At 64.1% G+C, this 20,507-nt stretch carries 19 protein-coding genes and 2 pseudogenes; 7 read left to right on the top strand and 14 right to left on the bottom strand.

Translation table 11 applies throughout. The features are described from left to right. Positions 1-137: 137 nt before the first annotated feature. Positions 138-658 (bottom strand): annotated as a pseudogene (locus tag RI841_RS02670) (VOC family protein); the annotation flags it as partial. Between the two features lie 341 nt (positions 659-999). Beyond that, a complete protein-coding gene (locus RI841_RS02665) occupies positions 1,000-1,305 on the bottom strand; it encodes an MTH1187 family thiamine-binding protein (protein WP_310704038.1) in 306 nt (101 codons plus the stop codon). A gap of 144 nt (positions 1,306-1,449) precedes the next feature. Here RI841_RS02665 and cfa point away from each other — a divergent pair, with 144 nt between their 5' ends. From cfa to RI841_RS02650, 3 genes and pseudogenes are all read left to right on the top strand, one after another. Next, positions 1,450-2,601 carry a cyclopropane fatty acyl phospholipid synthase gene (gene cfa, locus RI841_RS02660; protein WP_310704037.1) on the top strand — a complete coding sequence of 384 codons (1,152 nt, stop codon included), beginning with the start codon at positions 1,450-1,452 and terminating at the stop codon, positions 2,599-2,601. 48 nt (positions 2,602-2,649) lie between these two features. Next, a pseudogene (locus RI841_RS02655) lies at positions 2,650-2,853 on the top strand (class I SAM-dependent methyltransferase); the annotation flags it as partial. A gap of 216 nt (positions 2,854-3,069) precedes the next feature. Next, positions 3,070-3,984: a GGDEF domain-containing protein gene (locus RI841_RS02650; protein WP_310704036.1), complete on the top strand. Its 915-nt coding sequence runs from the start codon at positions 3,070-3,072 to the stop codon at positions 3,982-3,984. Here RI841_RS02650 and RI841_RS02645 read toward each other — a convergent pair. Further along, positions 3,981-4,631, bottom strand: coding sequence for a dienelactone hydrolase family protein (locus tag RI841_RS02645; protein WP_310704035.1), 651 nt, complete (start codon positions 4,629-4,631; stop codon positions 3,981-3,983). The genes RI841_RS02650 and RI841_RS02645 overlap by 4 nt on opposite strands. A 138-nt stretch (positions 4,632-4,769) precedes the next feature. Here RI841_RS02645 and RI841_RS02640 point away from each other — a divergent pair, with 138 nt between their 5' ends. Then, positions 4,770-6,737, top strand: coding sequence for an ATP-dependent DNA helicase RecQ (locus tag RI841_RS02640; protein WP_310704034.1), 1,968 nt, complete (start codon positions 4,770-4,772; stop codon positions 6,735-6,737). A 5-nt stretch (positions 6,738-6,742) separates the two neighbouring features. Here RI841_RS02640 and RI841_RS02635 read toward each other — a convergent pair whose 3' ends face one another. Beyond that, complete coding sequence (locus RI841_RS02635) at positions 6,743-7,372, bottom strand: hypothetical protein (RefSeq protein ID WP_310704033.1); 630 nt, start codon at positions 7,370-7,372, stop codon at positions 6,743-6,745. Further along, positions 7,372-7,605: a TyrR/PhhR family helix-turn-helix DNA-binding protein gene (locus RI841_RS02625; protein ID WP_405000904.1), complete on the bottom strand. Its 234-nt coding sequence runs from the start codon at positions 7,603-7,605 to the stop codon at positions 7,372-7,374. Before RI841_RS02625 ends, RI841_RS02635 begins: the two co-directional genes overlap by 1 nt. A 301-nt stretch (positions 7,606-7,906) precedes the next feature. Between RI841_RS02625 and RI841_RS02620 the strand changes: the two genes are divergently transcribed. Together RI841_RS02620 and RI841_RS02615 are read left to right on the top strand one after the other, a co-directional pair. Beyond that, positions 7,907-8,245, top strand: coding sequence for a 4a-hydroxytetrahydrobiopterin dehydratase (locus RI841_RS02620; protein WP_310704032.1), 339 nt, complete (start codon positions 7,907-7,909; stop codon positions 8,243-8,245). Then, the gene (locus RI841_RS02615) at positions 8,246-9,433 is read left to right on the top strand and encodes an amino acid aminotransferase (RefSeq protein WP_310704031.1); all 1,188 of its coding nucleotides are present in this window, start codon (positions 8,246-8,248) and stop codon (positions 9,431-9,433) included. Positions 9,434-9,715: 282 nt separating this feature from the next. Here the strand turns inward: RI841_RS02615 and RI841_RS02610 are convergent, their stop codons facing one another. Both RI841_RS02610 and RI841_RS02605 read right to left on the bottom strand, forming a co-directional pair. Then, positions 9,716-11,005: an MATE family efflux transporter gene (locus RI841_RS02610; protein WP_310704045.1), complete on the bottom strand. Its 1,290-nt coding sequence runs from the start codon at positions 11,003-11,005 to the stop codon at positions 9,716-9,718. Between the two features lie 118 nt (positions 11,006-11,123). Continuing rightward, on the bottom strand, positions 11,124-12,950 hold the full coding sequence (locus RI841_RS02605; RefSeq protein WP_310704030.1) for an EAL domain-containing protein: 1,827 nt from the start codon (positions 12,948-12,950) through the stop codon (positions 11,124-11,126). A gap of 297 nt (positions 12,951-13,247) precedes the next feature. Between RI841_RS02605 and RI841_RS02600 the strand changes: the two genes are divergently transcribed. After that, positions 13,248-14,042 (top strand): 2OG-Fe dioxygenase family protein, encoded by a 795-nt coding sequence (locus tag RI841_RS02600; protein WP_310704029.1) that lies wholly within the window; start codon positions 13,248-13,250, stop codon positions 14,040-14,042. Positions 14,043-14,135: 93 nt separating this feature from the next. Here the strand turns inward: RI841_RS02600 and RI841_RS02595 are convergent, their stop codons facing one another. The 7 genes from RI841_RS02595 to RI841_RS02565 form a co-directional block, all read right to left on the bottom strand. Next, on the bottom strand, positions 14,136-14,750 hold the full coding sequence (locus RI841_RS02595; protein ID WP_310704028.1) for a PAS domain-containing protein: 615 nt from the start codon (positions 14,748-14,750) through the stop codon (positions 14,136-14,138). A gap of 159 nt (positions 14,751-14,909) precedes the next feature. After that, a complete protein-coding gene (locus RI841_RS02590; protein ID WP_310704044.1) occupies positions 14,910-15,494 on the bottom strand; it encodes a YceI family protein in 585 nt (194 codons plus the stop codon). A 42-nt stretch (positions 15,495-15,536) separates the two neighbouring features. Further along, positions 15,537-16,091, bottom strand: a complete 555-nt coding sequence (locus RI841_RS02585) for a cytochrome b (RefSeq protein ID WP_310704027.1) — start codon at positions 16,089-16,091, stop codon at positions 15,537-15,539. A gap of 144 nt (positions 16,092-16,235) precedes the next feature. Then, the gene (locus RI841_RS02580) at positions 16,236-16,907 is read right to left on the bottom strand and encodes a type 1 glutamine amidotransferase domain-containing protein (protein ID WP_310704026.1); all 672 of its coding nucleotides are present in this window, start codon (positions 16,905-16,907) and stop codon (positions 16,236-16,238) included. 141 nt (positions 16,908-17,048) lie between these two features. After that, a complete protein-coding gene (locus RI841_RS02575; protein WP_310704025.1) occupies positions 17,049-18,206 on the bottom strand; it encodes an RNA-guided endonuclease TnpB family protein in 1,158 nt (385 codons plus the stop codon). 448 nt (positions 18,207-18,654) lie between these two features. Further along, entirely contained in the window at positions 18,655-19,851 is a 1,197-nt protein-coding gene (locus tag RI841_RS02570) for an O-succinylhomoserine sulfhydrylase (RefSeq protein ID WP_310704024.1), read from the bottom strand. 10 nt (positions 19,852-19,861) lie between these two features. Continuing rightward, on the bottom strand, positions 19,862-20,507 hold a 646-nt coding region (locus RI841_RS02565), incomplete at its 5' end, for an amidophosphoribosyltransferase (RefSeq protein ID WP_405000903.1).

Here is a 20,507-nt window from a genome sequence, read left to right as displayed (position 1 = left end):
TGTTCCGACACGGCAAGAGGTCGCCACAGGGGTGCCATTGTGACGGATTTTATCGTGATTGGGCAGACGGGCGGTCGATTGTTCTGTTATTGACCATTCCCCTCTACCGGATGCTCAGCGCTGGATCAGGCCGAGGGTCAATCCGCCGTGAGGACACCGCGACGGATCTGGTCCTCCTCGATGGATTCGAACAGGGCCTTGAAGTTGCCCTCGCCGAAGCCGTCGTTGCCCTTGCGCTGGATGATCTCGAAGAAGATCGGCCCGATCACCGTCTCGGTGAAGATCTGCAGCAGCACGCCCTGATCGGGCCCCCATCGACCAGCAGGCTCAGTTCGCGCAGCTCCTCGAGGTTTTCCTGATGGTTGGGCACCCGCTTATCGACCTTCTCGTAATAGGTGTCCGGGGTCGTCAGGAAGGTGACGCCATTGGCCTTGAGGGCCCGCACCCTGGCATAGATGTCATCGGTGGCCATCGCCAGAGGCTGGATGCCCTCGCCGTTGTACTCGCGCAGGAATTCGGCGATCTGCGAGGTGTCGTCGGCAGACTCGTTGAGCGGGATATGCATCTTGCCACAGGGCGCGGTCATGGCCCGGGAGTGCAGGCCCGTCTTCTTGCCCTTGATGTCGAAGTAGCGGTTCTCGCGGAAGTTGGCGATGTCGTGGACGTCAGGGGTATGGGCGGGAGCATTCATGCATCCTCCAGAGGCTGTTGTTGTGAATCGAGGTGTAACGTCGCAATGAAACGTTCATCGGCCCGTGGCGGACGATATCCGGCCGCCGACGGGCTTTCGATGTCGCTCAGCCTAGTGCCTCGGCCCTTCCGCCGGAACGTGCCAACCAAGCTCCTGATACCCCATCACGCCGGGCCTTGCCCCCTGCCTCGTAACGAATTCCTTACAGACGCCGCAGCCCCATCAATTCCGGCCCCGGCATGGCGCAAATTCCTGACAGTGTGTAACGAAACATTTACGACCGGCATGCCGCAGCGGGGGCATCCGACTCACTGCCTGCCCAGCAGGGTCTCGACACTCGCCACCTTGTCGTCCATGTGCTGGTCGCGATCGGTGCGCGTCCCGACCTTGAGGGTGGTGGTGATGCGCGGTGCCCCCATCTCGTGCACGACCTCATGACAGCGCTTGACCACCGCCATCACCTCATCCCATGGCCCCTCGATGTTGGTGCCGTAGGCATGCATGCGATGCTCGAGACCGGACGCCTGGATCACACGCTGGCAGGCCGCAATATGCGGCGAGACCGACACCCCGACACCCAATGGCACCACACAGAGATCGATAATCACGTTCATGTCTTCCCCTCCTGGTTCGTGAAGCCATTGAAATACACGACTCAAGCATGCTGGTCTATGCTGGTCTTCAGCAATGTTACTGCCGCAGAGCCGTGCCCAGCGCTTTCGCCAGCCTGATATCCAAGAACGGTCCAGGAGGAATCCATGACCAGCGAACCACGTATCGGTCCCATCGCCCTACCCGATACCCGGGCCCGCCGGGTCTTCGAACAGCTCCTCGAGGGGTCGGGTGTCACGCTCAATGGCGATGCCCCCCAGGATATCCGCGTACTGCATCCCGACTTCTTCTCACGGGTATTGCGTCAAGGCACCCTGGGACTCGGCGAGTCCTACATGGATGGCTGGTGGGAGTGTGACCGCATCGACGAACTGGCCGCGCGACTGCTGCTCAACGGCCTGGGCGAGCATGCGCGCTCGACTACCGAACGCCTCAAATACCGCCTGCAGGCCGGCTTCATCAACCTGCAGAGCAAGGCACGTGCCTACATGGTCGGCGAGGCTCACTATGACCTGGGCAATGACCTCTTCGAGCGCATGCTCGATCCCACCATGTGCTACTCCTGCGGCTACTGGAAAACGGCCGAGGACCTGCACCAGGCCCAGCGCGCCAAGCTGGAACTGGCCTGTCGCAAGCTCGATCTCACCCCGGGCATGAAGGTGCTCGATATCGGCTGTGGCTGGGGCAGCTTCGCCGAACATGCGGCCCGACACCATGGCGTCGAGGTCACCGGCATCACCATCTCACGGGAACAGGCCTCCCTGGCCAGGGAGCGCTGCAGCGGGCTGCCGGTAGAGATCCTGCTACAGGACTACCGCGACCTGGATGGGTGCTATGACCGCATTGTCTCCATCGGCATGTTCGAGCACGTGGGACACCGCAACTACCCCACCTACTTCGAGACCGTGAAACACCTGATGCCCGTCGATGGCCTCTTCCTGCTCCATACCATCGGCTCCAATCGGTCCGAGATCACGGCGGACCCCTGGATCAATCGCTACATCTTCCCCAATGGCGTTCTGCCCTCGGCCATGGACATCGCACGGACCAGCGAGGAGCACCTGCTGATGGAAGACTGGCAGAACTTCGGTCCCGACTATGACCGGACGCTGATGGCCTGGCTGACAAACGTCGACGCCCACTGGCACGAGATCGCCCCTCGCTACAACGAGCGTACTCGCCGAATGTTCCGCTACTATCTGGCCATCTGCGCCGGTGCCTTCCGTGCCCGGCATCTGCAGCTCTGGCAGGTCGTCTTCTCCCGCGGTCGCCCCGGACGCTATGACGCCCCACGGTAACCCCTGGCTGACGGAAGACTGGCGCTTACATGAACCTCGGTCGGTCCCGACTATGACCGGACGCTGATGGCCTGGCTGACAAACGTCGACGCCCACTGGCACGAGATCGCCCCTCGCTACAACGAGCGTACTCGCCGAATGTTCCGCTACTATCTGGCCATCTGCGCCGGTGCCTTCCGTGCCCGGCATCTGCAGCTCTGGCAGGTCGTCTTCTCCCGCGGTCGCCCCGGACGCTATGACGCCCCGCGATAATCTTGTACGTTCTTGACCAACGCTTGACCCACATGATTTCCTGATCGGCTGTAGGCGATCTCCTACATCGGAGGGAGGGTACCGTTACATCCCTGCCGGTGTATCATGAAGGGCTTTACCAAGTGGCGCCCAGCGTCCGATATCTGCCGTCCCCATGGGGCAAGAAAAAAACGAAGAACAATCCCCCTGCCGCAGCAGGGAAAAAAGGACACCCGCATGCCCTCCAATGATGTCATGCCGGGTGGGGAAACGCTGCAGCCGGACTGGATCCTCGAGTTGACCGAGCAACTGCCCGGAGTGATCTTCCAGCTACATCGGGCACCGGACGGCCGGATGCATTTTCCCTACCTGGCCGGCAGCGGTGCGCAACGAGTCGGGATCGACCGGCGTGCCCTGGCGCAGAGTGCCCTCCCGGCCCTCGAGCGCCTCGCCGAGACAGACTACCCTCGCCTGATGGCCGCGATCGAGCGCTCCGCCCGCTGGCAAAGCCCCATCGCTACCAAGTTTCAACTGCGCATGGCCGATGACCGACTGAGCTGGATCGCCTTGCGCGCCCAGCCGCACAAGGTCGAAAGTGGCGTCCTCTGGTACGGCATGATGATCGACATCAGTGAACAGATGGCGGAAGAACAGCGTCTGCGCCGACTGTCCGACACCGACGACCTGACCGGCCTGGCCAATCGCCGCAAGCTGATGCAGCGTCTCGATGAGGAAATCTCGTTAAGCAACCGGCATGCCCTGCCGCTGTCGCTGATGATGCTCGACCTCGATCACTTCAAGTCGATCAACGACACCTGGGGGCACCTTCAGGGCGACCAGGTGCTGAGAGGCCTCGCCGAGCTCTGCCGGGAGATGCTGCGCGAGGAGGACCTGGTGGCCCGGCAGGGGGGCGAGGAGTTCGCCCTGCTGCTGCCCTTTACCCCCGAGCGTCGCTGCCGACAGCTGGCGGAGCGCCTGCGCGAGCAGGTCGCCGACCATGACTTCGGCATCGGCCCGGGACGCATCACCGTCAGCATCGGCGTCGCCGAACACCGCATCGGGGACACCCGAGAGACCCTGATCCACCGCGCCGACAGTAGCCTCTATGCGGCCAAGCACGGGGGGCGCAATCTGGTCATGTCAGGCGCCTAGCCCAGATGATCGAGAAACCAGCGCGCAGCATGAGCCTCGACCTTCTCCAGCGTGCCGGGTTCCTCGAAGAGGTGGGTCGCGCCAGGCACGATCAGCAGCTCGCGTGCACAGCTCATGCGCGCCATGGCCTGTTCGTTCAGCTCAATCACCTGGGAATCCCACCCGCCGACCAGCATCAGGGTCGGGGCTCTGACCTCCGGCAAGGCATCCCCGGCGAGGTCGGGCCGCCCGCCCCGTGAGACCACGGCCCGCACGAGTGCCGGCTGCTCGGCGGCGGCAATCAGGGCGGCCGCCGCCCCCGTGCTGGCGCCGAACAGGCCGATCTCCCACTCCCGGGTCTCTGGCGACTCGGCCACCCAGGCCACGGCCCCGCTCATGCGTGCCCCGATCAGGGGAATATCGAAGCGCAGCGCCCGGGTATGCTCATCGATCAGGCTCTCGTCGGGCGTCAGCAAGTCGAACAGCAGGGTCGACAACCCCTGTTCGGCCAGATGACGTGCCACTCGGCGGTTGCGCACGCTAAACCGGCTACTGCCGCTGCCGTGGGCAAACACCACAATACCCGCCGGGTCTTCTGGCCGCAGCAGGTCGCCTTCGAGTGTGACGCCGCAGGTCTCGAGTTCGAGATGATGCTCGGTAATAGACATGATGCCCCTCCTTGCCCCGTCTTGGGTAACGGGGACACGAAAAGTGTAGCGATACAGGCCACCATGCGCGCGGACGAGGGAAAACGGGAGCGTTATACTGGAAAAAACCTCAGTGACTCAACGACGATACGGCAGGAAATGTCCATGATCCAGCAGACGCTCCAGGAGGTCTTCGGCTATGACGACTTCCGCCCCGGCCAGCGGCCAGTCATCGAGGCCATCGTGGCCGGCCGCTCGGCAGCGGCGATCTTTCCCACCGGTTCCGGCAAGTCGCTCTGCTACCAGCTGCCAGCCCTGCACCTGCCGCACCTGACCCTGGTGATCTCGCCGCTGCTGGCCCTGATGCAGGACCAGCTGGCTTTCCTCAGCCGTCACGGCATCCCCGCCGCCAGCCTCGATTCGGGCCAGAGCCGTGAGGAGGCATCGGCGGTCATGGAAGGGGTCAAGCGCGGCGAGATCCGCATCCTGATGGTCTCGGTGGAGCGCCTCAAGAACGAGCGTTTTCGCGCTTTCATCCGGCAGGTGCCGATCTCGCTGATGGTGGTGGACGAGGCCCACTGCATCTCGGAATGGGGCCACAACTTCCGTCCGGACTACCTCAAGCTGCCGGACTACCGCCGCGATTTTGCCATTCCCCAGGTGCTGCTGCTCACCGCCACGGCGACCCCTCGGGTGATCGACGACATGCGCACACGTTTCGACATCGCCCCGGGGGATGTCACCGGTACGGGCTTCTACCGCGCCAATCTCGACCTCCAGGTAACCCCTGTTCCCGCCGGCGAGCGCCCTCGCCGGCTGGTCAACTGGCTGCGTCCCCGGTTCGAGCAGGGAGCACCTCAGCCGACTATCGTCTATGTCACCCTGCAGCAGACGGCGGAACGGCTGGCCGCCTACCTGGCAAAAGCGGGCCTGCCGGCCACCGCCTACCACGCCGGGCTCGTCGGCGAGCGTCGCGAGACGATACAGCGTGACTTCATGGCTGGCCACACGCCCTGCATCGTCGCCACCATTGCCTTCGGCATGGGCATCGACAAGGCCGATATCCGCAACGTGGTGCACTTCGACCTGCCGAAGTCCATCGAGAACTACAGCCAGGAGATCGGCCGTGCCGGCCGCGATGGCCTGCCCGCCTGCTGCCTGATGCTGGCCGGGCGCGACCATATCGAGGTGCTGGAGAACTTCGTGTATGGCGACACCCCCGAGCATCATGGCATTCGCCGAGTGATCGATGATCTGCGCGCCACCGGCGGCCAGTGGGAGCTGATGCTCAATACGCTGTCGCGGCACAGCAATATCCGCCCCCTGCCGCTCAAGACGCTGCTGGTGCAACTCGAACTGCGAGGCCTCATCGCCCCTCGTTACAGCTACTTCGCCGACTACCGCTTCCGGCTGGAGGAAGAATCCGAGGCCCTGGTCGACCACTTCCAGGGCGAGCGGCGTGCCTTCGTCCAGGCGATCCTGGACGCCTCCTCCCGCGCCCGTACCTGGTACAGCCTGGACTTCGCTGCCCTGGAGGCCCTGGGGGAGAAGCGCGGCCTCGATACGCGACGTGGCCGGGTGATCACCGCCCTGGACTACTTCGTCGAGAAGGGCTGGATGGTGCTCGAGAGCAAGCAGATGACCGAGGTCCATGAGGTGCTCACGGCCGTGATCGACCCCGAGGCGCTGACCGAGGAGCTCTTCGCCTACTTTCGCGACAAGGAGCGCGCCGAAATCGAACGCCTGCATGCCATGCTCGCGCTCTTCGAAAGTGACCGCTGCCTGAGCCGGCGACTGGCCGACTGGTTCGGCGATGCCCGTGCCCCCGAGCTCTGTGGCCACTGTTCGGCCTGCCGCGGCCAGGTGGCGCATCTGCCCCCCGCCGAGCCGGCAGCGCCCTTGGCAGCCCATGATATCGGCGCCCTGAGCGGCCCGTTCCTGAAGCGGCTGAGCGAGGCCGGCGAGGGCCACCCGGCTACCGCTGACATGGTGACGCGCTTCCTGTGCGGTATCACCACACCGCTGTTCACCCCCATGAAGGCGCGCAAGCTCGAGGCGTTCGCCGCCCTGGAGGGCTATCCCTATGCCGAGGTTCGACAGCGCGTCGCCGAGTTCCTCGCCGGCTGATCGGGTCAGCCGCGACGGCAGCGTGACAGCGCCAGGGTCAGCCAATGCACCGGCAGGTAGATCAGCAGCGGCCAAAGGAGCATCAGTCCCGCCAGGTAGAGCAGCGGGTTCATCACCGACTGGGGCTGCCCGAACGGCCCCTCGACCCAGTTGATGTTGCGCTCGGCCTCGGTAAAGAGATAGCTGGCCGGGATCACCAGCCAGGTCAGCCCGCACTGCCAGGCCAGGGCGCGACGGTCGTACCCCAGACGCCACACGGCATAGCCGGCCACCGGCGGCAGCAGCAAATGGTAGAGCGACATCAGGCGGGTCACGAGGGGGTGGTGGTCATCGAACATGTACTCGGTCCCGCCGATGGGGTGCCAGCCGGTCAGCCAGGCGGTACCCACATCCACCGCCCACAAGCTGCCGACCAGGGCCACCGCCAGCCACTGCATGGACACCAGCCGCCGGCTCTCGCCCCACACCCCGGCGAGGAGCAGGAAGTTGGCCAGGTTACACAACCAGAAGTAGTTCTGGGGACCCACCAGTACCCAGAAGGTCGGCGCCCAGACGACGACCCACAGGCTCAGGAGCAGCTTGAGCCACAGGGGCAGGCCCTCATGCGGCACGGAGTATCCGGCCTGGTGGGGCATCACGCCTCCCCGCTGATCCCGTAGCGTCTGAGCTTGTTGGCGATGGTGGTATGGGAGACACCGAGACGCTTGGCCAGCTGCGCGTGGAGCAGGTTCGGCACATGCAGGTAGATCGCATTGCCGTGCTCGCCACCGACCTCGCCACGGGCCACGTTGAGGCCGTAGTCGGCAAAGTGAGCAACGATGTCGCGCAGGATGCCGATCCGGTTCTGGCAGTGAAACCTCAGTCGCATCGGGCCAGGTTCTCGCATTGGGGGCAGGAAAGCCGTCACGTCGACGTGACCGGAGTGTCAAGATAACGAGACACCTGTTCCGCCTCAACCGCACCCGCTCGCATCGACAGCCTCCAGTCGCTCTACGACGTGCTTGACGTCCTCACGACCCTGCACGACCTTTCTCCACAGGACATCATGGGAATAGGGCATCGCGCCATGGAGCTGGGCCTGTTCGAACCTGCCTCGAGCAGTTCCAAGTCAAGCGCCTGATCCCCATTACCGCCCCGAAAACGCCGCCTCCAAGCGGCAAGGAGATACCATGAGCCCGCTATCCGAACAGCAGTGCGAGGCCTGCAGCATCGACGCCCCCAAGGTGTCCGAGGCCGAGATCGAGCAGTACAGGACCGATATCCCCGAGTGGCAGATCGTTGATCGCGATGGCATCATGCAGCTGGAGCGGACCTTCAAGTTCCGCAACTTCAAGCAGGCCCTCGACTTCACCCAGCGAGTCGGCGAGATCGCCGAGCAAGCCGATCACCATCCCGCGATCCTCACCGAATATGGCAAGGTAACCGTGACGTGGTGGTCACACAAGATCAAGGGCCTGCACAGGAACGATTTCATTCTTGCCGCCAGAACCGACGAGGTAGCGAAATAAATGTTCGAGAAAATTGAGCGGGTTCCCGGGGACGCCATCCTCGGTCTGATCGAGGCCTTCAAGAAGGACACCAACCCTCAGAAGGTCGATCTCGGCGTGGGCGTCTACAAGGACGACCAGGGCAACACTCCGGTGATGCGCGCCGTCAAGGAAGCCGAGGCCCTGCTGCTCAAGAACGAGACCACCAAGACCTACATCGGCTCCCATGGTGCACCGGCGTACGGCGAGGTGATCCTGCCCATGGTGCTGGGCGAGGGCTCGTCGGTACTGGAGTCCAAGCGTGCCAGCGCCACCCAGTCACCCGGTGGTACCGGCGCCCTGCGCCTGGCGGGCGACTTCATCGCCCACCAGCTGCCCGGCAAGGACATCTGGGTCTCCGACCCGACCTGGCCGAACCACCTGGGTATCTTCCCGGCCGCCGGCCTGACGCTGCACAAGTACCCCTATGTGGATGCCGAGAACCGTCTCGACTTCGACGGCATGCTGGCAGCTTTCAAGCAGATCCCGGAAGGTGACGTGGTACTGCTGCACGCTTCCTGCCACAACCCCACCGGCTTCGACCTTTCCCGCGACCAGTGGCAACAGGTGCTGAACGTGGTTCGCGAGCGCAACCTGCTGCCGCTGATCGACTTCGCCTACCAGGGCTTCGGCGAGGGCCTCGACGAGGACGCCTACGGGGTTCGCCTGATGGCCGAGAATCTCGACGAGGTCATCATCACCAGTTCCTGCTCCAAGAACTTCGGCATCTACTGCGAGCGTACCGGCTGCTTGATCATGGTGGCGAAAAACCAGGAGCAGATGGAGAACGTCCGCTCGCAGATCGCCATCGTGGCCCGGGAGAACTACTCCAACCCGCCGGCCCACGGCGGCGCCATCGTCAGCGAGATCCTGCACTCCGCGGAGCTCGCGACCCTCTGGCGCGAGGAGCTCACCGAAATGCGCGATCGCATCAACACCCTGCGTAGCGACTTCGTCGAGGCCCTCAAGCCCTATGGCCTGGACCAGAAGTACGCCTGCGTGGCCGAGCAGCGCGGCATGTTCTCCTACACCGGGTTGACACCCGAGCAGGTCGACCGCCTGCGCGACGAGTACGGCATCTACATGGTGCGCTCGGGCCGCGCCAACGTGGCCGGCTTCTCCCACGACAACCTGCCCTACCTGGCCAAGGCGATCGCCGCGGTCAACTGATCTCACCACCCTCGGAACCGACAACGCCCGGGCCGATGGCCCGGGCGTTGTCATTTCTGGCCGGGCATATCAGGCCAAGGAACGTGAGACAGAAGCTATGGCGTTCGCAATTCGGCGTGAAAACGGTGGGAATTTCGCGTAGGCCGGATAAGCCGAAGGCGCATCCGGCGTGACGATGGTGCCCTCTTCACGCCCGGTGCGCTGGCGCTTACCGGGCCTACGGAGGCTGGGTGGCCAGCCGGTGTCGTGCGGTCAACTATCACGCCAGTCTGTGAAGAACCTTTATTTCTGGTTCTTCGCAGGCTGACGGCGGGGGCTGGCAAGGATGCGTCGCAGCACCAGCCAGGCCGCCAGCCCCGCCAGCAGGTTACCCAGCGCCGCCCCCATGGCCAGGCCCACCAGATCGCCCGACCAGGCCCCGACCCAGAGACAGGGCAGGTAGAAGACAAACAACCGAGCAGCCGACATCAGCATGGCGCGCATCGGCCAGCCCAGGGCGTTGCCCGCCGAGACCACGATCATGCAGACCCCCAGTGCCGCATAGCTGGGCAGCAGGAAGCGAATCAAGGTCGCCAGGTCATCGCGTACCTCGGGATTGCCGGAAAGCACAAGCGCCACCCAGGGAGAGGCCAGGGCCATCAGGATTCCCAGCGACAGCTGCCAGACCACCAACACCCTGAGCGCCAGGCGTATCAATCGGTGTATCTGGTCCCAGTCCCCGGCGCCGTAGCAGCGCCCGAGCCAGGGCGGCAGCGACATGGTCATCGCCAACACCACCATCAGCGAGAGGGTTTCCAGGCGGCTGGCCAGCCCCCAGGCCGCCACCTGGGTCTCACCGAGGGAAGCCACCACCGAGATGGCGAGCATGGCCGCCAAGGGCGGCATCAGCTGGCTGATCATGGCCGGACCGGCAATGCCTGCGAAGGGCACCAGCGAACGGCGCAGTTCCCCGAGCAATCCCTCGGCCGCCAGCCAATCCATGCTGTCCAGCCGACGACCCAGCACCAGCAGGCCGGTGGCGAAGGCGGTCGTCGTGGCCCACGCCGCCCCGGGGAGGCCCAATCCCTGCCAGGGACCGACACCGAAGATCAGCAATGGGTCGAGGCACAGGTTAAACAGGCTCGTCATCACCATCATCTTGCCGGGCAGCCAGGTGTCGCCATGGGCCCGGAACAGGCTGTAGCCGAAATAGAGTCCTGCCCCCAGCCAGGCTGCCAGCAGCTGGGGCGCCCAGTAGGCCCGGATCAACTCGCGGGTGGCGTCATCGGCCCCCAGCAGTGTGAAAACCGGCGCCTGGAGGGCCCACAGCACCACCACCAGCAGGGCAATGGTGACGTTCCCCACCAGCAGCACCAGACTCCCCAATCGCCGAGCCCTGGCGGCCTCCCCCGCTCCCAGGGCACGCGAGATCAATGCCGCAATGGCGATCCCCATGCCGACCTGGATGCCGATGACCAGAAAGGACAACGGGAAGGTGAAGGACTGCGCGGCCAGTGGCGCCGTGCCGAGTCGTGCGATGAAGGCGCTATCCACCAGCTGGAAACCGAGCAGAGCCAGAACGCCGATGGCCATGGGCCAGGTCTGGCGCCAGAGGGTGATAGCGAGGGAAGAACGCGATGCGTGGAGGGAATTCACAGGGGCTCCGTGGATGTTCGCAGGCCGAGCATTCTACGCCAAGCGGACAGCGGACTCAGCCCGAAAACTCCTGATCCCCCGTCATCCGACCGCCGAGGGCACGCTCCATTTCCCGGGCAGGCATGGGGCGGAAGAAATAGAACCCCTGAACCAGATCGCAGCACATCTCCCGGATCAGCATCAGTTGTTCGCGATTCTCGACGCCTTCGGCCACGACCTCCAGCCCCAGGCGATGGCCGATGAAGATCGCGGCCTCCATGATGGCCCGATCCTCGGGCTGGTCTGGCGCATCTCGCACGAAGGTCCGATCGATCTTGAGGGCGGTGACCGGGAAGTGCTTGAGATAGCTCAGTGACGAGTAGCCGGTGCCGAAATCATCGATGGCAATGCGAAAGCCTCGGTGATGAAGTCGGCGTAAGCCCTCCAGGATCCAGTCATCGGCCTCGATCAGAACATTCTCTGTAAGCTCCAGCCCGATATCCCGTGGACCCAGGCCATGGCGCGCCAGGCAGTCTTCGAAGCGCTGGAAGACATCGGGCCGGCTCATCTGCCGGCCGGAGAAGTTGATATCGATGCGTTCCATGGCCAGACCGGCATCACGCCACAGCGCCCGCTGGCGACAGGCGGTCTCCAGGACCCAGTCACCGAGGCGATGGATCAGGTCGGAACGCTCGGCGAGGGGAATGAACTCGGCCGGCGAGATCGGCGGGCCCTCTGCCGGCTGCCAGCGCAGGAGCGCCTCGAGGTTCTCGATGCGTCCACTGACAGCCGACACCTGAGGCTGGTAGTGCAACGAGAGCTCTCCATTGTCCAGGGCATGCGCCAGCCGGTCGAAGAGGCGATGCTGGTAGACCAACTCGTCGTGGAGCTGCTGGTCGAAGAACCACACGCTGCCGCGGCCATCGAGCTTGGCCCGGTTCTTGGCCACATCGGCATTGCGGATCAACTCGCGGGCCGTATCGCCGTTGTCTGGATAGAGGCTGACACCCAGGCAGGCCGTCACCTGACGCCGCGAGCCATCCATCAGGAAGGGAGAACGAAGCACCTCCTGGACCTTGTGGACCAGCTTCGGGAGCACGTCCTCGCGCTGAAATCCCGGGAAAGCGATCACGAACTCGTCGCTGGAGAGGCGGGACACGATGTCCGACACTCTCGTCACCTGATGCAGGCGCCGGGTCAACTCGACCAGCAGCCGGTCGCCCTGCTCGTAACCCAGGGCATCGTTGATCGACACGAAGTGGTCGATGTCCAGATAGATCAAGACCAGCCCGTCGCCATGCCGGCGACAGTCGGCGATGGCCTCGTTCAGCTGTTCCTCGAAGGTCTGGCGATTGGGCAGACAGGTCAGCGAATCGAAGCGCGTGGCGAAATCCAGCTCGCGATGCGCCCGCTTCTGATCCGAGAGATCCACGTCGACACAGAACATCAGGGGATCATCGGTGTGCTCACCGAGCATGACATGGTGAGAGAAGACCGGGACCAGCTCTCCGCTCTTGTGCCGGAGCTCCAGCTCGTCGGCGGGGATCTCGATCCCCTCCTCCACCCAGGCCCGATGCGCCTGGATCACCGGCTCGCGCATCGGCCCCGGGATGATCAGCTCTTCCAGCAACCGTCCCTGCGCCTCCTCGGAGGTATAACCGTATAGCCGGGTGCTGGCCTCGTTCCAGTAGATCACGCGACGATCGCGGTCATACCCCTGGACCGCCACCTTGGGCAGGCTCTCCAGCAGGGCACGAAAGCGCTGCTCGCTGTCCAGATATCGGCGGCGCACGACCTCGACATCGTCCCCGATGCTATCGTCCCGAGCATCGGGCCGTCTCGCTCTGACCTGTTGCCACCGACGCGCCAGCCAGTGCCGTAAGCCGGTATCGCGACCGCTCATTCACTTCCTCATCGTCGAAAGATCCTGTCGCCCCTCATCATGAGGCCGGATAGCCCCCTTCGCGCGACGTGGGGAATCCTTATCCTACAGGTATGTGCAGGAAATAGCCTACACGACATCATGGCCGAGCACGGCGTTGCCATCCGACGTTTCAACGAAAGATCCAAGCCGGCCAATACGACAATGCTCGTACATTTTTTGACATTTCGTTGCAGATCTTCTCCTTTTCCATGGGTTGTCCGAGTTATCCGGGCAACCCATGGGCAATGACGCCCAACATCCAAAGGAGAAGATCCCATGAAACTCGACACCCTCAAGTACGGCTTCGATCCCGCCACCATGCCTCTCGATCCGGTGGCCGACTACTGGTCGCCGGAGGTCGCCAACGCCCTGCAACGGCAGGACTGGGCCAGGACCGAGGTGCGCTCACGGGTGGATCTCGAGGCCTGGCAGGCATTCACCACCGACCTGCCGCGTGACCCCTACGTCAACCGTCGCTGGAAGCGCATGTCCTGGCTGACCCTGGATGAGCGGGGCGAGGTGTTCGATATGGGCCAATGTCCCATGGCGCAGGGTGGCGCCTTCAATGATGCCGAGAGCATGGCAGACCGCCTGCGCTACTATGCGCCGCTGACGCGGGACTTCATGGCCCGCCCCGATGTGAAGGCCTTCGTGCGCGCCTGGGCCCGACTCTGGGACCTGAAGCCCAACGAGCCCATCCTGATGCAGATTACCGGCGTTCGTGGTGAAGGCATGATCGATCCCCTGCAGGGTCAGGGTATTCATGCCGACGGCTGCAAGGCGCTGAGCATCCTGGTGCTGAATCGCCACAATGTCGCCGGGGGTGAAAACCACCTCTATGCCGACAAGGCGGGAACCCGCCCCCTGGTCAACACGACCCTCGCCCCTGGCGATATCCTGCATCTGCGCGACGACCGCCTCTTCCATAGCGTGGACGGCATCCATCAGGAAGATGCGGATGCGCCCTTCGAGCGCTTCATCATCATCATCAACAGCCGCTTCGTGGATGAGTTCCAGAACCGCATCCTGCGTCGGCACTTCCCGGATGCGGTGCTTAATGCGACCCGCTAACCCTCACCACTGATCCCGAAACGAAACGCCCCCCGGCGCTTCACCGGGGGGCGTTCACATGGGGTCATCCTGTCGGTTCCTCTGTCGTGCAGGTCAATCGATCCTTGGTGGAGGGTCGCAAGACGCATCCCGATCGAGGGGGACATCGACGCAGAACATAACCGGGTCAGCCGTGTGCTCATCCAGCATTACATGGTAGGAGTAGACCGGCACGGGCTGGCCATCCCGGTCACGGAGCACCAGCCGCCCCGGCGGTATCGCCCGGCCCTCCCGGATCCAGATGTCATGGTCTCGCACCACCTGGGCACGCATGGCGTCAGGAATGATCAGCTCCTCCAGACGTCGTCCATGCACCTCATCGTAGCGATAGCCATAGAGGCGGGTACTTTCCTCGTTCCAGAAGATCACGCGGCGATGACGGTCATATCCCTGGACGGCGATGTTGGGCAGGCTTTCCAGCATTGCCCGAAAGCGTCCTTCTCCCCGTCGCGTCTGGCGTAGCCACTCGTCGTCAGGATGGCTCGGCGTCCGGGCCCGGAGCCGCCATTCCCGCATGCTCAGGGCAAACAGCCCCAGTGCCGTCACCAGCAACATTCCCCCCAGGAGTCGTGAGGGCACCCACACCGCCGCGCCTAGTAACCCCAGGGCCGTCATGGCCATGGCGGGCAGTCGGTAGCGACAGCGACTCCCCATCATGCATCTCGACATGGCGATGCTCCGCTTGCTGTCTCACCCCGGGATACTATCGCCGCGCATGGTAGCGCGTTTTATCGGCACAGTCCCACAACGCGACACCCCCGGTATGGCCGGGGGTGTCGCGTGATGCATGGGGGGTACCGGGCAATGGTATGCCGGTCCATGCCAGATTTACTGGCGAATGCCCTCGAAGGTCACGTAAAGCTCGAGCTCGTGCATTATCTCGGGAAAGTCGCTCATGTCGATGCCGTAGTCACCCAGGGTAAGGGGAGTGGAGCCCTCGAAGCCCGCACGGTAGCCGCCCCAGGGATCCTCTCCCTTGCCCAGCAGGGTGACCGGCATCTCGATCTCGTTGGTCTCTCCATGCAGGGTCAGCTCGCCGGTCAACACGCCCTCGTTGTCGCCGGTCGGCTGGAAACCGGTGGAGGTAAAGCTGGCGGTGGGGTACTGGCCCGCATCCAGAAAGTCATCGCTCAGGATGTGCTTGTCACGCTCGGCATGGTTGCTGTTGAGGCTTGCCACCTCGACCTCGACGTTGACGGAAGATGCTTCCAGGTTCTCGGGATCATAGCGGAAGTTACCGGAGAACGCCTCGAAACTGCCGAGGATGTAGGAGTAGCCCAGGTGGCTGATCTTGAACTGGATGAAGGCATGCTGGCCATCGATGTCGATGGCATAGTCAGCGGCCTGGGCCTGACTGACGCCCACCAGGGCGGCGGCACTCAGGGCGGTCGCGATGGCCGTCTTCTTGATCATCATGTGTTTCTCCTTGCGGATGGTGTCGGGGAAAACATCGCCTCAGGGGCGACGGGCACGGCGAAGGTCGATCATGCGCAAGAGGATGTCATTGCGATCGACCCAGTGGTGTTTCAGGGCGGCCTGGGTATGCCCTGCGGCCAGGAGCATCAGCGCCAGGGCACTGTACCAGTGAACCTGACCGGCCACGCTGGCCTGCTGGGGCAGGCCACTGACCAGGGCGGGCACCACGAAGGCATCGAACACACTGACTCCCTTGCCATCGGCAGTGGAGATCAGGAAGCCGCTGACCAGCACCACCAGCATCAGCACATAGAGGCCGATGTGACCGAGATGGGCGACCAGGCGCTCAAGGCGATGGCCCTTCGCTACTGGCGTCGGATTGGCGACGCGCCATGCCAAGCGGAACAGGGTGGCGAACAGCAGCAGCATGCCGACGGAGCGATGCCACCAGGGTCCCAGGTTGTACCAGCGGTCATAATAGCCGAGCCCGGTCATCCACCAGCCCAGGATAAAGAGGCCGATGATGGCCAGAGCACTGACCCAGTGCAGCAGGATACTGACCAGCCCCCAGCCGCTGCGAGTGTTCTTCCACATGTTCCGTTGCCTCGGTCCGCATCGTTTCAACCCCTGTAGCCTACCGCAGTGCATCATCGGCATCCGCTGAAAAAATCCGAATGCACAATTCGGAAAAACCACATGCCGCCCGCCACGGCTGGCATGGCGGGCGGCATGGTTTCCTCAGCGGGACGGGAGTTGTCCGCGCCGCTCGGCAAGCACCTCGAGCAACAGGCGGGCGGTGGAGGCGCTGGACGCCGGGTTCTGGCCGGTCACCAGCAGGCCATCGCGAACCTGAAAGGGCGCGAAGTCATCGCTGCTGCGCTCGTAGCGGCCGCCCTGCGCCTTGAGGGCATCCTCCAGCAGGTGCGGCACCACCTGGGTCAGGCCCACGGCCTCCTCTTCGCTGTTGGCGAAGCCGGTGACCTGTCGGCCCTTGACCAGCGATTCCCCCTCGGGCGTGCGGGCCTCGAGCAGCACCGTGGGCGCATGGCAGACCGCCGCCAACGGCCGCTCGGCGGCGAGAAAGCCCTCGACCAGGCGGCGAACATCGGGATCACCGGTCAGGTCCCACAGCGGGCCATGTCCGCCGGAAAAGAAGATGGCGTCGAAGTCGTTCACCTCGATCTCGGCGAGCTTGCGGGTCTTGGTGAGTTGCGCTCTGGCCTCGGCGTCTGCCTCGAAGCGACGGGTCTCCTCGGTGAGGGCCTCCTCGGCCTGGGAGTTGGGGTCCACCGGCGGCAGGCCACCCTTGAGCGAGGCCAGGGTGATCTCGGCGCCGGCATCCTTGAAGACGTAATAGGGTGCGGCGAACTCCTCGAGCCAGAAACCGGTCTCTTGGCCGGTGTCACCCATGCGGTCATGCGACGTCAGTACCTTGACAGTCCTCCTCTCCCTGAAGGAAGAGGATTCCCGGGTTGTCGCCTTCCCGGCTCCTGCTTCACTGCCCGCTGCCTTCGGTGATGGCACCGCCGGTCTTACACAGGCTCCACAGGCTTAACCTCCCGTGTGCCCCACGGTAGTTTTCTCGTGATGACGAAGCTTGTCGGCCCCCGCCAGGATCGCTTTGCCGGCCTGCAAGATATTGCGGGCCGCGTTGACGTCGCGGTCGATGCCCCGGGTGCCGCAGGCCGGACAATCCCAGGTGCGGACATTCAGCGGCATCGTGTCGGCGATGTGGCCACAGTGGAAGCAGCGCTTCGAGCTGGGATACCACTTGTTGATCTGGACGAAATCGCGCCCGTACCACTCGGCCTTGTAGGCGAGCTGGAGGGTGATCTGGTGCCAGCCTACGTCGCTGATCGCCTTGGCTAGCGATCGGTTCTGGAGCAGGTTCTTGACCTGCAAGCTCTCCGCAGCAATGACTTGGTTTTCGTGAATGAGCTGCGTGGTGAGCTTGTGGGTAGCATCGCGGCGCTGGTCGGCCCGCTTGGCGTGCAGCCGCGCCACCTTCAGCCGGGCCTTGGCCCGATTGTTCGAGCCGCGCTGCTTGCGTGACAGCGCCCGCTGGGCGCGGGCCAGCTTGCGCTCGGTCTGTCGGATGACGCGCGGATTGGGGATCTTGTTGCCATCGCTGGTGATGACGCGGTGCGTCAGCCCCAGGTCGAGCCCCACCATCTTCGGCGTGACCGGCAGCGCCGCCTGCTCCTCTTCCACCAGGAAGCTGACGTGGTAACGCCCTGCGGTATCCAGGCTGACGGTGACACTGCTGGGCTCGCCGCTGAAGCGCCGGCTCCAGCGAATGTTCAGCGGAACTTTCTGCTTGGCCAGCCACAACTGACCATCGCGCCAGCGAAAGCCGTTGGCCATGTAGGTCGCCGACTGTTTGCGGCGCTTCTTCTTGAAGGCGGGGTAGCGGGCCTGCCCCTTGAAGAAGTTGGCAAAGGCTCGATCCAGATGCCGTAGCGACTGTTGGAGGCAGACATTGGACACCTCGGCCAGAAATGCCGTCTCCGGCTGTGTCTTGAGGCTGGTGAGCGCCTTGGCGGTGGCGTTATAGCCCATGCGCTCCTGACGCTCAAACCAGGCATCCGTGCGTTCGCGCAGGAAGTGGTTGTAGACGAACCGCACGCAACCGAACGTCCGAGCAAGCTGGTCGGCCTGCTCGGGCGTTGGGTAAAAGCGATAGCGGTATGCGCGAAGAACGGTTGCCATAAAAGCAAGATTTAGCGGTCTATATTTAGCATGTCAACAAGAGGTGCTACCGCGCCTCGCGCTGTTCTTCCTCGCACTAGAAGTACGAGGTTTGACGCGCAAATTGATCAGGATCTTCATCATGGCCCTCCTCGGGCGGCTATAAATGCGTGCCCTGATGAGATGGCGACGTAAGGCAGGAGTTCTAGGTGGCAGGGGTGCAATCAAGGCAATTGCAGTTAGCCGTAGCGAGGAGCGCCGGTGGCAGGCCGAAGAGGAGGTCCTGTGCCGGGGAGAAGAGCACTGCTCCGAACGGGCTGGCCATGGATGGCCAGCACCGGCCCTGCAAGCGAAGCGGGACGCGAGAGCGAAGCAGGGCATCGGTAGCGCCCAGGGATGGGGTCACAGCGCCTCCTCGCAGGCCTGCCGGCGGACCAGCTCCGAGGAAGGGCTGGTGATCGGACCAAGATCACACCAGGGCGTCGAGTCCCCGGGCCAGGTCGGCACGGATGTCTTCCATGGCCTCAAGGCCGACCGCCACGCGGATCAGCCCCTCGGTGATCCCGGCGGCGTCCTTCTGGTCCTCCGACAGGCGCCCATGGGTGGTGGTGGCGGGATGGGTGATGGTGGTCTTGACGTCACCCAGGTTACCGGTGATGGAAACCATGCGGGTCGCATCGATCACCGACCAGGCCGCCTCGCGTCCCCCCTTCACCTCGAAGCCCAGCACCGCCCCATAGCCCTGCTGCTGGCGGCTGGCGAGCGTGTGCTGCGGATGGGTGGCCAGGCCGCTGTAGTGGACCCGTGCCACCGCGGGATGTCCCTCCAGCCACTCGGCCAGGACCCGGGCGTTCTCGCAGTGGGCACGCATGCGCAGATTGAGCGTCTCCAGGCCCTTGGTGAAGATCCAGGCATTGAAGGGGCTCAGGCAGGGCCCGCAAGTGCGCACCACCCCGAACACCGCCTCGAGTTCCTTGTCGCGCCCCACCACGGCCCCTCCGATCGCCCTGCCCTGCCCGTCCAGGTACTTGGTGGCCGAGTGGATCACCAGGTCGGCGCCCAGGGCGATGGGCTTCTGCAGCGCCGGGGTCAGGAAACAGTTGTCGATGGCCAGCCACGCTTCATGGCGATGGGCGAGCTCGGCGAGTGCCGCGATGTCCACCACCTCGGAGAGCGGGTTGGACGGTGTCTCGGCAAACAGCAGTCGAGTGGCCGGCGTGATGGCCGCCTCCCAGGCCTCGAGGTTGGACAGCTCCACGTAGCGCGTCGTGATGCCGAACTTGCCCAGATACTTGTCGAACAGGCTGACCGTGGAGCCGAACAGCGACCGCGAGGCGACGATCTCGTCTCCCGACTGAAGAAGGGCCAGGGCCGTGGAGAGGATCGCCGCCATGCCGGAGCTGGTGGCCACGCAGCGCTCGCCCCCCTCCATGGCGGCCAGGCGCCGCTCGAAGGTATTCACCGTGGGGTTGGTGAAACGCGAGTAGACGTTGCCCGGCTCCTCGCCGCTGAACTTGGCCGCCGCCTCGGCCGCACTGCCATAGACGAAGCTCGAGGTCGTGAAGATCGGCTCGCCATGCTCCTGCTCATGGGTCCGCTGGTGACCGGCACGGATCGCCAGCGTCTCCAGCTCCCACTCCTGTTGCGGTGTCTGATCCTGCGACATGCCCTATCCCTCAGTCGTCGATGTCATCTTCCTGGTTGTGCATCCCCACCAGGGCATGGTCGCCGGCGCTGCGCTGCTGCTTGGCGTCATCGCTGCGCGAGGCCTCGAGGTCCGACAGGTAACGCTCGTCGATATCGCCGGTGACGTACTTGCCGTCGAAGACGGAACAGTCGAAGGCCTCGAGATCGGTGTTCACCTCACGGCAGGCGTCCTTCAGATCCTCGAGGTCCTGATAGAAGATCCGGTCGGCGCCAATCAACTCGCCCACCTCGGCCTCGCTGCGACCGTGGGCGATCAGCTCGCTGGCCGCCGGCATGTCGATGCCATAGACGTTGGGATAGCGCACCGGAGGCGCGGCTGAGGCGAAGTAGACCTTGCGCGCACCGGCCTCCCGAGCCATCTGGATGATCTGCTTGCAGGTGGTGCCGCGCACGATGGAGTCGTCCACCAGCAGCACGTTCTTGTCCTTGAACTCGACGCCGATGGCGTTGAGCTTCTGGCGCACCGACTTCTTGCGCTGGGTCTGGCCCGGCATGATGAAGGTCCGCCCGATATAGCGGTTCTTCATGAAGCCCTCGCGGTAGGTCACGCCCAGGTGCTGGGCAAGCTCCAGGGCGGAGGTGCGCGAGGTATCGGGAATGGGGATCACCACGTCG

The sequence above is a fragment of the Halomonas sp. genome (genome assembly GCF_031581305.1).
Classification (GTDB): Bacteria; Pseudomonadota; Gammaproteobacteria; order Pseudomonadales; family Halomonadaceae; genus Halomonas.
Note: the sequence above shows the minus strand (reverse complement) of the source record. Positions and strands in the feature narration are given on the sequence as shown.